Origin of the sequence: Bacillus sp. ISL-41 (assembly GCF_018613235.1) — a bacterium.
In the GTDB taxonomy this organism is placed as follows: domain Bacteria; phylum Bacillota; class Bacilli; order Bacillales; family Cytobacillaceae; genus Mesobacillus.
The window spans coordinates 172,531-188,296 of record NZ_JAGGQP010000003.1 but is presented as its reverse complement, the minus strand read 5'-3'; the positions used below and the strand labels follow the sequence as shown (position 1 = coordinate 188,296).

The 15,766-nt window shown below is 46.1% G+C and carries 14 protein-coding genes; 10 read left to right on the top strand and 4 right to left on the bottom strand.

The genetic code is table 11. The features are described from left to right. The first annotated feature begins 172 nt into the window (after positions 1-172). The 6 genes from J7I80_RS01590 to J7I80_RS01565 all read left to right on the top strand — a co-directional run bounded on the left by J7I80_RS01590 (position 173) and on the right by J7I80_RS01565 (position 7,590). On the top strand, positions 173-1,150 hold the full coding sequence (locus J7I80_RS01590) for an NERD domain-containing protein (protein ID WP_214735673.1): 978 nt from the start codon (positions 173-175) through the stop codon (positions 1,148-1,150). 286 nt (positions 1,151-1,436) lie between these two features. Continuing rightward, positions 1,437-1,637, top strand: coding sequence for a twin-arginine translocase TatA/TatE family subunit (tatA, locus tag J7I80_RS01585; protein WP_214735672.1), 201 nt, complete (start codon positions 1,437-1,439; stop codon positions 1,635-1,637). Positions 1,638-1,661: 24 nt separating this feature from the next. Continuing rightward, positions 1,662-2,549 carry a 4Fe-4S dicluster domain-containing protein gene (locus J7I80_RS01580; RefSeq protein ID WP_214735671.1) on the top strand — a complete coding sequence of 296 codons (888 nt, stop codon included), beginning with the start codon at positions 1,662-1,664 and terminating at the stop codon, positions 2,547-2,549. 12 nt (positions 2,550-2,561) lie between these two features. After that, on the top strand, positions 2,562-3,854 hold the full coding sequence (gene nrfD / locus J7I80_RS01575) for an NrfD/PsrC family molybdoenzyme membrane anchor subunit (protein WP_214735670.1): 1,293 nt from the start codon (positions 2,562-2,564) through the stop codon (positions 3,852-3,854). Beyond that, complete coding sequence (locus J7I80_RS01570; RefSeq protein ID WP_214735669.1) at positions 3,844-6,942, top strand: molybdopterin-dependent oxidoreductase; 3,099 nt, start codon at positions 3,844-3,846, stop codon at positions 6,940-6,942. Before nrfD ends, J7I80_RS01570 begins: the two co-directional genes overlap by 11 nt. Positions 6,943-6,963: 21 nt before the next feature. After that, a complete protein-coding gene (locus J7I80_RS01565; RefSeq protein WP_214735668.1) occupies positions 6,964-7,590 on the top strand; it encodes a molecular chaperone TorD family protein in 627 nt (208 codons plus the stop codon). Positions 7,591-8,225: 635 nt separating this feature from the next. On the opposite strand, the gene J7I80_RS01560 is transcribed toward J7I80_RS01565, so the two are convergent. Beyond that, the gene (locus J7I80_RS01560) at positions 8,226-8,450 is read right to left on the bottom strand and encodes a DUF1128 domain-containing protein (RefSeq protein WP_214735667.1); all 225 of its coding nucleotides are present in this window, start codon (positions 8,448-8,450) and stop codon (positions 8,226-8,228) included. Positions 8,451-8,544: 94 nt separating this feature from the next. Further along, positions 8,545-9,900, bottom strand: coding sequence for an alanine/glycine:cation symporter family protein (locus tag J7I80_RS01555; protein ID WP_214735666.1), 1,356 nt, complete (start codon positions 9,898-9,900; stop codon positions 8,545-8,547). Positions 9,901-10,240: 340 nt separating this feature from the next. Between J7I80_RS01555 and J7I80_RS01550 the strand changes: the two genes are divergently transcribed. The 3 genes from J7I80_RS01550 to J7I80_RS01540 all read left to right on the top strand — a co-directional run bounded on the left by J7I80_RS01550 (position 10,241) and on the right by J7I80_RS01540 (position 12,330). Further along, the gene (locus J7I80_RS01550; protein ID WP_214735665.1) at positions 10,241-10,603 is read left to right on the top strand and encodes a YtxH domain-containing protein; all 363 of its coding nucleotides are present in this window, start codon (positions 10,241-10,243) and stop codon (positions 10,601-10,603) included. A gap of 50 nt (positions 10,604-10,653) precedes the next feature. After that, positions 10,654-11,469, top strand: a complete 816-nt coding sequence (locus J7I80_RS01545; protein WP_214735664.1) for a YihY/virulence factor BrkB family protein — start codon at positions 10,654-10,656, stop codon at positions 11,467-11,469. A 714-nt stretch (positions 11,470-12,183) separates the two neighbouring features. Next, positions 12,184-12,330, top strand: coding sequence for a hypothetical protein (locus J7I80_RS01540; protein ID WP_214735663.1), 147 nt, complete (start codon positions 12,184-12,186; stop codon positions 12,328-12,330). Between the two features lie 54 nt (positions 12,331-12,384). Here J7I80_RS01540 and J7I80_RS01535 read toward each other — a convergent pair whose 3' ends face one another. Beyond that, positions 12,385-14,304: a heavy metal translocating P-type ATPase gene (locus J7I80_RS01535; protein ID WP_214735662.1), complete on the bottom strand. Its 1,920-nt coding sequence runs from the start codon at positions 14,302-14,304 to the stop codon at positions 12,385-12,387. 192 nt (positions 14,305-14,496) lie between these two features. Between J7I80_RS01535 and J7I80_RS01530 the strand changes: the two genes are divergently transcribed. Then, positions 14,497-15,435 (top strand): DMT family transporter, encoded by a 939-nt coding sequence (locus J7I80_RS01530; RefSeq protein ID WP_214735661.1) that lies wholly within the window; start codon positions 14,497-14,499, stop codon positions 15,433-15,435. A 128-nt stretch (positions 15,436-15,563) separates the two neighbouring features. Here J7I80_RS01530 and J7I80_RS01525 read toward each other — a convergent pair whose 3' ends face one another. Beyond that, positions 15,564-15,749, bottom strand: coding sequence for a hypothetical protein (locus J7I80_RS01525; protein ID WP_214735660.1), 186 nt, complete (start codon positions 15,747-15,749; stop codon positions 15,564-15,566). Between the last annotated feature and the right edge of the window lie 17 nt (positions 15,750-15,766).

Here is a 15,766-nt window from a genome sequence, read left to right as displayed (position 1 = left end):
TTTCGCTATAAAAAAGAAAAAATCGCTATAAAAATAAAAATTTCGCTATAAAAAGGAAAAAATCGCTATAAAAACTAAAATTTCGCTATAAAACTTTTAATGACCTGGTAAAAGGGATCTGAAGAATGAAAAGAGAATTATTATAGAGGAAAAATAAAAGGGAGTGATGTGCTTGATTGAAAAAAAACGGGATTTTCCAAGAGAAATTATTGTTTTGAAGACAATATTAAGGAGGTTCTCCTTAAATCCACAGCTGCAATCAGAACTTGAGAGCAAATTATCCAGAAAATTAGCAGGCTACAAAGGTGAAAAGGAACTAGACTACCATTTATCGCAATTTGACCACACAGGGTTCTATATTTTACATGATTTAAGGATCCCACATAATAATACCTACTTCCAGATTGATTCTCTCCTAATATCAAACACCTTCATTCTTGTCATTGACTCAAAAAATTACGTTGGCACTTTGGATTTCAATCCTGAATTCAATTATTTGCTTCAAACGTTGAATGGAATCGAAAGAGTTTACCCGGACCCGATCCTGCAAACAAGAACCCAGGCTTCGCAACTAAAATCCTTCCTAATAAAGAACCATTTTTCTCCACCCACAATCGAATATCTGGTTTCCATCAGTAATTCACAGGCTATCATCAGAAATCCAGGGAACAGCCAGGAGGTAAGAATGAGAGTTTTTAAGACTCCAGCTGTTGCCTATAAAATTCAGTCCTTTGATGACAAATATCATAACCAGGTTTTATCAACAAAAGAAATCAAAAAAATCACCAAGCTTTTATTGAAAAGTCATGAACCGTATATTCCGGATATTCTTTCAATGAACTTACCAATGGATCAAATCCACAAAGGAGTTCAATGTCCGGAATGCAGACGGATAGGCATGGAAAAGATTCATGGAAACTGGATTTGCAAAAAATGCGGACATTTATCAAAAGATGCTCATATTGATGCGCTTAGAGACTTCTTTATCATTTATGGTCCTGCTATTACGAGCAGACAATTCAGCGATTTCCTCAACATCCCCTCTATACACCAAGCCAAAAGGCTGCTTTCATCAATGGAACTGGATAGCATCGGCACTAAAAAAGGCAGAGTCTACAAACCTGGCAAAAGTTTTCCGTTATGGGATTAAGCGTCCAATCCCCATCCATGCCATTTCCACACACCATGCCAAAATGTCACATGCCAAAATTGCAGGACCATGCCAAAATGTCACATAACCAGTGGAGGAGATCGAGCCAAAAATTCGATCTCCTCCGTTTTTTCTCGTTCACAAAAGTGTCACGATTCCCCCGCGCCTTACTCCCGCAGGCACTCCACCATGCCGTAATCCCAAAAATCCACCATGCCAAAAAAGTTGGCACGCAGCTTGCATTATAAATAAGCAAAGAAAAAATTTTAAAAAAGGAAGTGGCATTATGCTATCCAATATCGGGATTCCTGGTTTGATTTTAATCCTCACTCTTGCGCTGATCATCTTCGGTCCGAAAAAGCTGCCTGAAATCGGCAGGGCGTTCGGACAGACGCTGAAGGAATTCAAGAAATCGACTCGAGAGCTGACAAATGATATTACCGATGATATCGCGGATGACATCAAGGAAATCAAAAAAGAAATCTAAACGCATAAAAAGAGGTGATTGGAAATGGGTCTTTTTTCAAATGAGAAAAAGGTAGATTACGATAAAATCGTCGACAAGATGCTTCCAGATGCTAAGAAGGAAATGGATGAATCACAGTATGATACAGAGCTTGGCCTGAACATGGCGCGCGATGCCAGAAAGGTCATCAACGGCAAACTGAAAATTGAAGACTTCCATAAAGTCTATTCTTCATCACTGACAAAGGAATTCGGCAACTACTACGCTTCAGCTGATGGACCTGATATCAGGAAGGGTGACGGTCCGAAATGGGCGATGGTCATCGACCTGAAGAAATGCGTCGGGTGCGATACTTGTACGGTCAGCTGCAAGGCTGAGAATAGGACGCCGCCGGGAATTTCCTACAATGTCGTCATGGAATCACTTGAAGGAGAATTCCCGAACATCAAGGCCGTCAACCTGCCAAGGCCGTGCATGCAGTGTGACAAACCGGCTTGTGCCCAGGTTTGTCCAACAAGAGCGACTTATAAAATGGAAAACGGAATTGTCGCAATCGACAATGACCGCTGCATCGGCTGCCGTTACTGCATCGTTGCCTGCCCTTATGGCGCGCGCTCCTTCGATTTCGGCGAAAGCTATGAACAGGAAATGCAAGGTGCGAATGATGTAACAAGCCCTGAATACGGCGTGGAACGCGGCACTCGTGAAAAAGGCAAGACGCCGATCGGCACAGTCCGTAAATGCAGCTTCTGCTTCCACCGCCTGCAAAGAGGCGAAGAGCCGGCATGCGTGGAAACGTGCATTGGCGATGCCCGCTTCTTCGGTGACATCAGCGATCCGAACAGTGTGGTATCGAAGCTTGCTGCAAGTCCAAGAGCATTCCGGCTGAAGGAAGAGCTTGGAACACATCCGAATGTCATTTATCTAAGATAGGAGGGACTGGCGATGGCCAATCTTGCTGTTGATTTAAAAGAGAAAAGCACGTCAAAATCAAAAATCAATGTGACCGTATCGAAAGCTTTTAAAATATGGATTTCAGCCCTAACTGTTGCCTTTTTGATCGGCGGTTACTTTATCGTAGAGCGCTTCATCACCGGACTGGCGGCTACGAATCTATCAAGTATCACCCCGTGGGGAGCATGGATCGCTTTTTACATCTTCTTCGTTGGTTTGAGTGCGGGATCGTTCCTGCTATCAACCTTGATCTACGTCTTCGGAATGGAAGAGTACGAGAGAGTCGGTAAGGCGGCGCTTTTCACCGCGATTGTCTGTATGATCGTCGCGCTGACCTTCGTCCTGATGGACCTTGGACGTCCGGAGCGCATGCTCAATGCGATCATCTACTGGAATGTCACTTCACCCCTTGCCTGGGAAGTCCACTTTTATTTAGTCTATATCGGACTTCTGGCAGTTGAGCTTTACATCGCGATGAGGGAAGACCTCGTCCGCGCTGCAAAAACGAATTCATTAAAAGGCTTTGTCGCAAAATTGATTACGTTCAAAAACGCAACCATTAATGCAGCTACGAAAAAGCGTGACCATATGTGGATGAAAATCCTCGGCACCATCGGGATTCCGCTGGCCATCCTCGGGGTACACGGAGGAACAGGAACCATTTTCGCTGTTGTAAAAGCAAGACCAGCATGGCATACAGCTCTTTTCCCGATCATCTTCGTCGTATCAGCAATGGTTTCGGGAACGGCTCTTCTTTTAGCCATGTATATCATCAAGAAAAAAGTGCAGAAACAGCCGATTGACCAGGGAATGGTTGTATCACTGGCAAAGCTGATGGTCGGCTTCCTGATCATCGACCTTGGCCTTCAATTCTATGAATATCTGATTGGCTGGTACGGCCTTGAGGCAGAACACCTTGACACGCTGGCAACGATGATGGCCAGTGAAAAAGCATGGTCTTTCTGGATAGTGCAAATGCTCATGGGAGCAGTCATACCGATCACCATTGTTTTCTGGAAAAAAACAAGCCAGAACGTCAATGCGCTGCTTGCAGCCGCAGTACTGATTGTTATCGGGATCATCGGCGTCCGCTTCAACATTGTTCTGCCGCCGCTTGTGGTGCCTGTGTTCCACGAACTGCCATGGGGCAATTACGTGCCAACGATCAAGGAATGGATGGTCAGCGTCGGCGTCGTCGCGATGGGGCTATTAATATACTCATTTGGCGAGCTGCTGCTGCCAATCGAAGAAACTTCTGACGAGGTGAGCCATAATGGAAAATAAACCAATGAAACGACGCGGGTTTTTAAAAGCGCTCGGAACGCTTGGAGCAGTCGCATTCGTCGGACCGGCATTCGTCGGGCCAATCAAGCAGGTCATGGGCGATGTCTGGATCGATTCACCGCACGGAACCGGCACGGATTATCAGGATTACACAGCCGAAAACGTCATTTTCACGTCATGCCAGCAGTGTAATGCTACATGTACGATCAAAACCTATATCACAGCCGGAGCGGCAGGCGGGGCGTACTCCTCCATCGTCCGCAAGATTGCCGGAAACCAGTACAGCCCGATCAATATGGTGCAAATCGGCCATATCAATTACGATACACCGGTATCGCAGGCGGTTAAAGGAACCGGGGATGTTGCTAAAATGGGTCGCGGACTCCGGGGCGGACGCACTTGCTTGAAAGGGCAGGCCGGAATCCAGACAAACTATGACACATTCAGGATCCAAAAGCCATTGAAGCGTGTAGGCGAACGCGGCAGCGGCGTCTGGAAAACGGTCAGCTGGGAAGAGGCCTACAAGGAAATCCTCGAGGGCAGCAAGGACCTTCGTACACCTGGGTTAAAAGAAATGTGGAAATACGTACCCGAAGCAGCGGTTATGGGTGACTGGGATAAAGTGAAGGCTGGCGAAATGACCAAAGCTGATTTCGATAAAAAATACAAGGATGTCCTGATTGATACAAATCATCCGGACCTTGGGCCAAAGGCAAACCAGATTGCCGTCATGGCAGGACACAGACGTGAATTCATCGAGCGTCTTGCAGCCAGCAGCCTAGGTACGGCCAACTACTATGACCACGGCGGCTATTGCGGAATCACAAGTGTTATGGGAAATGTCCGCTCACATGATTCTGAAAAAGCGAAGAAGCGGATGATTCCAGATTATGACAATGCGGAAATGGTCATCGTATGGGGAACAAACCCGATGGTAGCGAACCGTGGGCCAACCACATTCGCACCACAAATCACAAATGCAATCGACCGGGGCATGAAAATGGTCGTCATCGATCCGCGTTTCAGCAAGACAGCAGAAAAAGCGCATGTCTGGGTTCCGGTAAAACCGGGCGGGGACGGTGCGCTTGCGATGGGAATGTGCCGCTGGATCATCGAAAACAACCGACATGACGATATTTACCTTCGCAACCCGAACCAGGAAGCAGCGAATGAGGATGGCGAAACAACCTGGAGCGATGCCTCTTTCCTTGTCAATGTCGGCGAAAAGAAGCGTCCGTTCGTCCGTGCACAGGACCTTGGAATCGGCGGCGAGGAGTTTGTGGTCATCGAAAATGGCAAGCCAGTTTCACATGCCAAGGCAAGAAACGGCGAGCTTGATGTTGATACAACAATAAATGGCATTAAAGTAAAATCTGTCTTCCGGATTTTTAAAGACAGGGTTATGGAAAAATCGATCGAAGAATACGCGAAGCAGGCAGATGTGCCAGTCGACCAGATTGTCCAGATTGCCCGTGAATTCACATCCCATGGGAAAAAGGTCGGCATCCATTCTTACCGCGGACCGGCGATGCATACGAATGGCTACTATAGCGTACGCGCCATCAATATGCTGAACCACCTTGTCGGCAACCACGACTGGAAGGGCGGCGACACTGTCCTGGGAGCCAAGTACAAAGCAACCGAAGGACGATACGATCTTGCGACAGTACCGAATGCGAACAAAGGCTGGGGCATCCCGGTCACAAGACATAAAGTACCTTATGAAAAAACATCATTATTTGAAAAAGATGGCTATCCGGCAAAACGCCCGTGGTATCCATTTGGCAATAAACTGATCCATGATGTCCTTCCAAGTTCTGCTGAAGGCTATCCATACAAAATCAGGGCATTGCTCATCAACAGGACTTCACCTGTCATGTCTGCTCCAAGATCGGAAATGCAGGCAAAATTCATCAGGGATCCTAAGGTCGTGGAACTAGTCGTTGCTTCAGATGTGGTCATCGGCGAGACATCAAAATATGCAGACTTTATTTTACCGGACCTTGCGTACCTGGAAAGCTGGAACGCGGAAGATATCTTCCCGATCCTGAAGCATAAATTCGCCGGCGTCATCCAGCCGGTAACGAGAGTTGTACCTGACGCAAGGCCAACGGAACAAGTTTATATCGATTTACTAAAAGGTTTGGGCCTCCCAGGGGTCGGGGACAATGCATTGGCTGATGGATCTGCAATACACACACCAGAAGATTATTACTTAAAACGAATTGCGAATATCGCCTTTGACGGCAAGAAGCCGGTCAAGGACGCAAACGCTGAAGAGCTGGCGATTTTTGAAAAAGCAAGGCAAAAAGCGCTCGGCAAATATTTTGACATCCAGAAGCTAAAAAATGCCGTTAAACCGGATGAATGGAAGAAAGTTGTCTATGTATTGAATCGTGGCGGCCGCTTTGAGGCAGCAGGCGATGAATATATCGGCAACAAGCTCAAGTATCAATGGGCAAAACAGGTTTATTTTTACGATGAAAAAGCAGCAGGCTTCAAGAGTGCCTACACAGGCAAATTCTTTGAAGGTGTGCCGGTAGCAGAGGAAATCAAGACTTACGATGGCGAAGTTTACAAGCCAAACAAACCGCTGCAGTTCATCAACTGGAAATCAAGAAATATGGCAACGCACCGTACTGAAGGAAATGCCTGGCTCCGTGAAGTGAAGCCGGAAAACTATCTGTGGATCAACCCGATCGACGCGAAGAAAAAAGGCATCAAAACGGATGATGAAATCTACATTTCATCCAATAACTCAAAAGTTAAAGGCCGCGCGCTCGTTACACCGGGCATCAAGCCAGGCGTCGTTGGAGCGAACTTCAGTTTCGGCCATGATGCTTATGGCTCAAAAGCAGTCAAGGTTGACGGCAAAACAATCGAGCCAGCCGGCAAATACGGTCATACTGGCTATGAATTCAATAAACCGCTCCATGAAGAATCTGGCTACGCCAAACCGCGCGGACTGGGCTTCTCAGTCAATGCCTTATCAGACCGTGATGGCAGCTACTTCGAAGGCTATCTCGCAGACTTGCTGATCGGCGGCCCGGCCCAGCAGGACGTATTCGTGGACGTGGAAAAAGCGTAAAACAACATCGGGGGATGCCTGATGGGCACCCCTGAAATCTTGTTGAAAATGAAGGTGGAGACAATGATGGAAGAACGATATGGAAAGCTGGCGATTGCGAATATCATGACAAGCATCTGGCTGGGAGACTGGGACACCTACGAAGAATTCATGAAAGATGTCCCTGAAGGAATGCGGAAGGAGCTGTCATTTCACTCCTTATACAACCGGGATGAAGTGCAGCTCTGGTATGACAATCACTTTTTCATACCGGGAGATCATTTTGTCTCCCCTTACTTTTCATCTTATACGAAAAATAATGAAGATGAAGAAGCCCGCAGGCATGAATTGCTTTGCCTGATCGGCCTTTATGAAAAAACAGCCTTTTACTTCCCGCTGGAACAAGATCGGCTGCCAGACCATTTTGGCAGCATGACCGCGTTCATGAGTTCAATTTTACAGGGGGAAATCAAAGCCCTCCAGGAAGGTGACCGTAATCAACTGCAGCAGCTTGAAGAAATAGAGGAAGAGATGCTGGAAAGATTCATCAAGCCGGTCCTGAAACCATTGCTCGAGAACGCGGATGCAAAAATCAACCATCCATTCTTTAAAGAGTTCCTCAGCTTTTACACTGAAATGATGAGTGAAGACTGGGTGGAAGCAGCTTAAATGAAGAAACGGTCCTTAAAATGGGACCGTTTCATTTTGTTTATTTATTATGTTTAAACATATCGATGAACGCATGATAAAATTCTATACCCTGATAAAAAATAAAGCTCACCGCAGTCAGGGAAAAGAAACCAATCATCAGGAATCGAAACCACATATTCATTCCTCCTTGATTTTTTTTGGTCAAAAAATCAAAGAGTTCTGATCACGTAATTCGACTGGAAAAAGACTGCCGTAAGAAATAAAAATAAGCCTGAAATCTTATTTATTCGGAAAGTTTTTAACGTGATATATGCCGTTATTGTGATAAGGGATAAAGTGAATAGGACGAATGGGAATTTCTTATCATTCGAATCGGGACCGGGGATATCTTCCTGAACTTGATCTAAGGGCAGTATGATTTTCGACTGGCTGTAGTCGTCAGCATGGATTTTCTCAGCAGGAATCGTTCCATGGCTGAGCAAGAATAAGAAAAACAGGCAAAGTGAAGAAATTGTCAGCTTTTTAACGGTTCCTCACTCCCTTGAAGATTAGTAACCCTATCGTATAACAATATATGCATAGTGAAAACAAATAAGTTTTGACATTTTTCGAGCCATAAAAAAACAGGCACCTTATTTCAGTGCCTGCTGCAATTACTGCTTTCTTAAATTTCCGAGCTCTTCAGCGATCGCCTGCATTTCATTCGGACTGAAGTTATTTTTTCTCATGATCATATCATAGATTTCTTTTAACTCTTCGTACATATCACCGTCAAAGTGTGTTGATTTAATCGCGCCAAGGTTCATGAACTTCAATTTTTCCTTGATTTTTTCAATCATGAAGTCAACGTTTTCAGGGGAATTTTTAGTTAAGTCCACTCCGTTCATCCTTTCAATGTTTGTACAACCATCTTTCCACGTTCGTTTAAAAAAGTCAATTAGAAATCCGGCGCCATAAAGACGCCGGATTCTCTTAGGCATTGTACGTTTTTGCTTCGTTCTTTTCTTCCTTAATAGCATTCAGGATTTTCCTTGTTTCAACTACGACCACGCCCGACAAACCGAGCAGCCCGATCAGGTTCGGAAAGGCCATCAGCCCGTTCATTACATCGGCTATGCCCCATACGATTTCAAGCTGGGAGATTGCTCCAATGAATACAGCTGCGACAAACGCGATTCGATAGTAAAACACTACATTTTTGCTGAACAGATACGAGAAGCATTTTTCCCCGTAATAGGACCAGCCGATGATTGTCGATGATGCGAAAAATAGCAATCCAACTGCCACTATGACGGAGCCTGTCTGGCCAAGGAACTTGCCGAAGGTCGCTGAAGTAAGGTCGGCTGCAGTCGTATCACCTGTATACAGGCCGCCCATGACAATGGTAATTCCCGTGATTGAACAGATGACGATGGTATCAATGAATACCTGGGTCATCGATACAAGTGCCTGCCGTCCGGGCAGGTCCGTCTTGGCTGCCGCGGCAGCAATCGGTGCAGACCCAAGTCCTGCTTCATTGGAGAAAACGCCGCGGGCTACACCCATGCGGATTACTGTACCAAGTGCACCGCCGGCAACAGCCTCGCCTGTGAAGGCATCTGTAAAAATAAGTGCAACTGCCGCTGGTACGAGGTCAAAGTTCATGATCATCACAACGAGACCAGCAAGAAGGTAAAATGCTGCCATGACTGGCACAAATAAAGCAGTGACTTTTCCAATGCTCTTAATTCCGCCAATGAGGGCAAGTGCCGTAAAAATTGTCAATACAAGTCCCGTAACCCAGGCGGGCACTGAGAATGTAGATTGTACGACGCTTGCAACCGAATTTGATTGAACGAGATTGCCAATCCCGAAGGCCGCAATCGCGCCAAACAGCGCAAATAAAACACCAAGCCATTTTTGGCCAAGGCCACGTTCAAGATAATACATCGGTCCGCCGGACATCTCGCCATCCTTGTCCTCAACCCTGTATTTAACAGCTAAGACAGCTTCAGCGTATTTCGTCGCCATTCCAAAAAATGCCGTTACCCACATCCAGAACACTGCACCAGGTCCGCCTGTGAAAATTGCCGTAGCGACACCTGCGATATTACCGGTACCGACAGTTGCAGCCAGTGCGGTCATCAAAGCCTGGAAATGGGAAATATCACCTTCTGATTTTTTGTCCTGTTTCTTAGTAAATGCCAGCTTGAGTGAGTATGGCAGCAGCCTCATTTGCAAGAAGCCAATGCGGAAGGTCAGGTAGATTCCTGTCCCAACAAGCAGGATCAATAGAGGCGGTCCCCAAACCCAGCCACTTATTTTTCCAATCCATTCTTCAAATGTCATGATGCTCCCCCTTAGAAATTATATTCAGAAAATGTTCTTCAACAAGAATATTCTGATAATTAGTAGTAAGTCAAGCAATATCCATTAGGTAAAACTTAGGAGGGTAAGTGGAATTATACGTGAGTAGTTGTCGCAAAAGGGTTTTTCCTTATTTAAAATATTATTCAACTTTTAATAATTTATAGAGTTTTAATGCCGATTGAGGTATCGATATTTATAAAAAGTTGCAATATTTTTCTCAACACTTGCATGAAGTGATGGCAATCGTGGAAAATGTTAGGTAGGAGGCAGGCAAGCTGAAGCCTGCAAAATGAGAAGGAAGACTCTAGGAGGAGAAAACATGGGCAGTTCGAAAAAGTTTTGGATGGGCATGGTTTTAGGCGCGTTGGCCGGGGGAGCGGTTACTTTATTGGAAAAATCGACCCGGCAGGCTGTGAAAGAGGATTTCAGCAAGGTTTCCAGCGGTGTAGCATACGTGGTCAAAAATCCAAATGAATTCATTGATGACCTTAGGGAGACAGCGAATAAAGTGCGGACAACAGTGGAACAAGTAACAGAGGACGTGGCTTTTATCACTGAAAAAGTCGAAGAAATAAAGGATGTACCGCCTCAGGTTACGGAATTGGTCAAAGACACGAAAGAAACACTGAGGAAGATTGCGGCATCTGGTCAAACACAGCAGCATATAGATGAAAAAGAGTGATGATTGACAAGCCCCTGGCAGGACAAGGAAAGCATAAATGAGGTGAATCAATGGTTGATATATCATTTTTCAGGCATATGTGGCAGAGGATACAGGAGGACGATGTTCCGGCACTTGCCGCGCAGCTTGCATATTTCTTTTTGCTCTCCTTGTTTCCGCTGTTAATCTTCTTGGTCACATTGGTCCCTTATCTGCCAATTTCAGAATTGGATATTCTCGGTTTTTTTGATGATTATGCTCCAGGTGAGTCGATGGATCTGATCAAGAACAGCCTGGAGGATATCATGAAAAAAGACGGCAAATTGCTGAGCTTTGGATTGCTGGCGACAATTTGGTCAGCCTCGAACGGGATCAATGCAGTTGTCAGGGCATTTAACCGTGCGTACCGAGTTGAGGAAACAAGGTCGTTCATCGTAAGCAGGTTAATGGCGATCTTTTTGACATTTGCTATGATCTTTGTCTTTTTGGTTGCATTGATCCTGCCGGTGTTCGGCAAGGAAATTGGCAGCTGGCTTTTCGCGAATTTCGGGCTGAAGGAAGAATTCCTTTACGTTTGGAATATGCTTCGATGGGTGATCAGTATTTTGATTTTATTCATTGTTTTTCTAGGCCTGTACTGGATTGCACCGAACAAGAAGCTCACCTGTGTAAGCGGCATACCGGGATCGATATTCGCAACCGGTGGGTGGGTGCTCGTATCGCTCGGATTCTCTTACTATGTCAGCAACTTCGCTTCCTACACTGCTACTTACGGCAGCATCGGAGCAATTATCGTTCTGATGATCTGGCTTTATTTGTCTGCATACATCATCATCATCGGCGGAGAAATCAATGCCTATTACAGTGAAAAGAAAGCAGGCTGCTAACGCCATTATTTATCCTGAAATTACCTCAGGTAACGGCTGCTGTTTTAGCAGAAGATACTGTAGAGGCTTGCTCCTCACTTCTTATAATAAGTAAAGTCCGTGGCACTTAGATTAGTGTCCAGCACCAGCGCCTAGCCCCTCGAGACGTTTGTCTAGCTGCGGCTCCTAACTCCTCGAGATGCTTCGGTCCTGCCAATGAAGTCAAAGAACGACTTCATTGGCAGGCCCTCCAGCGCTTGTCGGAGTTGGGCAGTCGCCTCCGCATTTCGAATTCGGACCGCCCAATGAAGTCAAAGTGCGACTTCACAGGTCGGCCCTCCAACGCTTGTCGGGGCTGTACAAGGCGCTTGCGCTATTCTAATAATAGGGGGAATTCAGGATGGCAAAGAAGACGAAAAAAGACGGAAGCACGAAGCAGAAGGGCAAAAGCAACCACAGCCAAAAAACATCCGGTTCAGCTAACGGATCAAACGGATATCACTAATGAACAAGCGCCCCCAATCGGAGGGCGCTTTTCTGTTGTAGAAATACTTAATATAGGGAGATGACGGACAGATATGAGTGGAAGCTGAGGAAAAGTGTCCGTCATCAAGGCGATGACGGACAGAGATGAGGTGGGAGCAGAGACAAAGTGTCCGTCATCAAGGCGATGACGGACAGAAATGAGTGGGAGCAGAGACAAAGTGTCCGTCATCAAGGCGATGACGGACAGAAATGAGTGGAAGCAGAGACAAAGTGTCCGTCATCAAGGCGATGACGGACAGAAATGAGTGGCAGCAGAGACAAAGTGTCCGTCATCAAGGCGATGACGGACAGAAATGGGTGGAAGCAAAGGAAAAGTGTCCGTCATCAAGTACTTGACTGAATCCAGAGGAATAAAAAACTCCCGCTGGATATTCCCAGCGGGAGCAATATTCATTTCAATAGCCTTAGGCTATTTAAAATAACTAAAATCGTGCTGCCTTCGTGTCCAATGACGCCGTATGGCAGGTCGAGAAGCTGCAGGAAGTTGGAGGCGATAAGCACCATGATTACGAGAATCGAAAAAACGATGTTTTGTTTGACGATCCGGTTCATCCGGCGGGACAGGTTGATGGCTTCGGCGATCTTTGGAAGATCGTTTTTCATCAGCACGACGTCTGCTGTTTCCAAGGCGACATCGGATCCTTCGCCCATGGCGATTCCCACATTCGCAGTTGCGAGTGCCGGGGCATCGTTTATGCCATCTCCGACCATGGCAACCTGGCCATATTGTTCTTTCAATTTCTTCAATTCCTGTACCTTTGTTTCAGGCAGGCATTCAGCAATATACCCTTCCACATGGCTTTCGGCAGCGATGGCCTTACCTGTGTTTTGGCTGTCGCCTGTGAGCATGACGGTGTATATGCCTTCTGACTTCAAAAGGTCGATCGCCTGTTTCGTTTCTTCACGGACAACGTCTTTCAAAGCAATCAAGCCTGCCAGCTGACCATTCCGTTCGATAAAAACGATCGTCTTTCCTTGTGCTGCTAGCTTTACCGCTGCTCCGCCAGAAAATGCTTCAGCAGCGGACCTTCCGATAAAGTCGGCTTTTCCGATTTTCCAATCCTCATTTTCAAAGTGAGCCTTCACGCCCCAGCCTGATACATCCTCGATGCTTTCTGGGTGAACAAGCGCCTTGCCAAGCTTATCCTTTGAGTGTTTCACGATTGCGTTGGCCAAAGGGTGGTTGGAGTGGCTTTCAATCGATGCTGCTTTGAGAAGCACTTCATCAGGATTCAGTCCCTCAGCTACAATCACATCCGTCACTTCCGGCTTGCCCTTCGTCAGTGTTCCTGTTTTATCAAAAGCAATGGCCTTGAGATGGCTAAGGTTCTCAAGGTGGACGCCGCCTTTGAACAATATTCCGTGCTTCGCGCCATTCGAAATCGCCGACAAAGTAGCAGGCATGATCGAGGCAACTAGTGCACATGGTGAAGCGACGACAAGCAGGATCATCGCACGGTAAAATGTCTCCGTCCAGCTCCAGCCCAGCAGGTAATGCGGAACGAACATCATGAGCACAACCACTGCCAGAACAACTTTCACGTAAGTGCCCTCAAAACGTTCGATGAACAGCTGGGAAGGCGACTTTTCACTTTGCGCGTTCTGGACAAGCTGGATAATTTTTTGGAACAATGTTTCGTCGTTTCGTTTTGTGATTTCAACGGTAAGTGAACCGGTCAAGTTGACCGTACCGGCAAAAACATCGTCGCCGGAATCCTTTGAAACCGGAATCGATTCCCCGGTGATGGCAGCCTGGTCAATCGTCGTCTGCCCCCTGGCAACTTTTCCGTCAGATGGAATTCTTTCACCTGGTTTCACCAAGATTAAATCGCCAATTTCAAGTTCCGAAACATGCACTCTTTCCTCAACGCCATCAGTAATCCTCAATGCTTCCTCGGGCTGCAGTTCCATCAAAGAGGAAATTTCCTTATGGCTTTTGTTCATCGTATACGTTTCAAGCGCTCCGCTCATCGCAAAAATGAAAATCAAAATCGCGCCTTCTGTCCAGTAACCAATGATGGCCGAGCCGACCGCAGCAAAGATCATCAACATCTCGACGTTCAATTCTTTGTCTTCGATCGTGGCTTCAATACCTTCCTTCGCTTTAGCAAATCCTCCGATTACATAGGCCAGGATAAAAGCGATGACAGCTGCCGTCTGTGAATCACCCTTGCTTAAAATCCAGCCTAAAACGATCAGGATTCCGCTGATACCGGCGGCGATCAGTTCTGCGTGAGGCTGTGCTTTTTTCAAGAAGCTTACTTCAGGAACCGAGTTTCTCTTTGTTAATGCATTAGCTTCCTGTGCCATCCTTTTCTCCTCCTTTAAATCTCTAAATGATACTAATAATCACAATCATTACCCTTAAAAAACACGAAAGCTGCCACCAAGTTGGTGACAGCGAAAATCCGAGTCAAAAAATACATATTGTGTTCACTATTATGTTACCATACAATATATGCTTTTTGAAAGAATAATGCGTCTGTCTAAGGAGATAGTTTAATGACAACAAAAGACTTTTTTACCCATCCGCTTGGAATTGCTGTTTCGGCTGTCGGTGCGACTTTCCTATGGGGAAGTGCGTTTCCGTTCATAAAGCTGAGTTATAACAGCCTTGATATCAGGCCGGAAGAGATGGGTGAGCAAATGCTGTTCGCAGGATACCGTTTCCTGCTTGCCGGGCTGCTGATCCTGATCATGTTCCTCCTTTTGAAAAGGAATATGAAATTCAGGCCGGAAACGACCAAGTCTCTTCTGAAAATTGGCCTGTTCCAGACGTTTTTACAATATGTCCTGTTTTATATCGGACTCAGTTATTCTACCGGAATCCAGGGATCGATCATTGCCGGTACAACTTCGTTTTTCCAGATCCTGCTAGCTCATTTCCTGTACCCTGATGACAGGATGAGCCGTTTGAAGGTTGCTGGATTGATGGTTGGATTCACCGGTGCTATCTTCGCCAACTGGCCAAATGGTGCTTACGAAATCAGTTTTGGGATCGGTGAAATTCTGCTCATGGGTGCGATGATGGCTGGTGCATACGGAAATATTCTTGCCAAACAGGGAAGCGGGAAAATGGAGGTTATTTATTTAACAGCTTACCAGATGATTTTGGGGTCTCTTGGTTTGATTGCGATCGGCGCATTTTCAGTAGGACTTGCTCCATTCGATTTCGACCTTAAGTCTGGTTTGATGCTCCTCTATCTTGCGTTCCTATCAGCAGCGGGCTTTATTTTATGGAACAATGTCATGAAGTACAACCAGGTCGGGAAAGTGTCATTGTACCTGTTCCTAGTACCGGTCTTCGGGGTAATATTGTCAGCAGTTCTGCTTGCTGAACCAATACATTACTTTGTCATTGCCGGATTAATATTTGTGGTCGTCGGAATCGTTCTTGTCAACCGGCCCGCGCGAAAAAGAAACAGCCTCCCTGCGAAATAGGGAGGCTGTTTTGCATTGTTTTTTAGAAATCGAACATGGAGCCTGTGCTTTTTGGTTTAAGATAAGAAAGAAAAATTTTCACTTCAAGAATTGTCTAGCTCCAGCGCCTAGCCCCTCGAGTCGCTTGTCTAGCTGCGGCTCCTAACTCCTCGAGACGCTTGTCTAGTGTCGCCTCCTAGAAACTCCGAAACTTCAACTCCGCCGGCAGAAGCAAAAAGCGCTTCTTTGTCGGAGTCTCCAGTTTCTTCGTTTCTGGACAGTCGGCTATACTTTTCGTTTTCGATCTGCCCAATGAAGTCAAAGAACGACTTCACTGTTCGGCCCTCCAGCG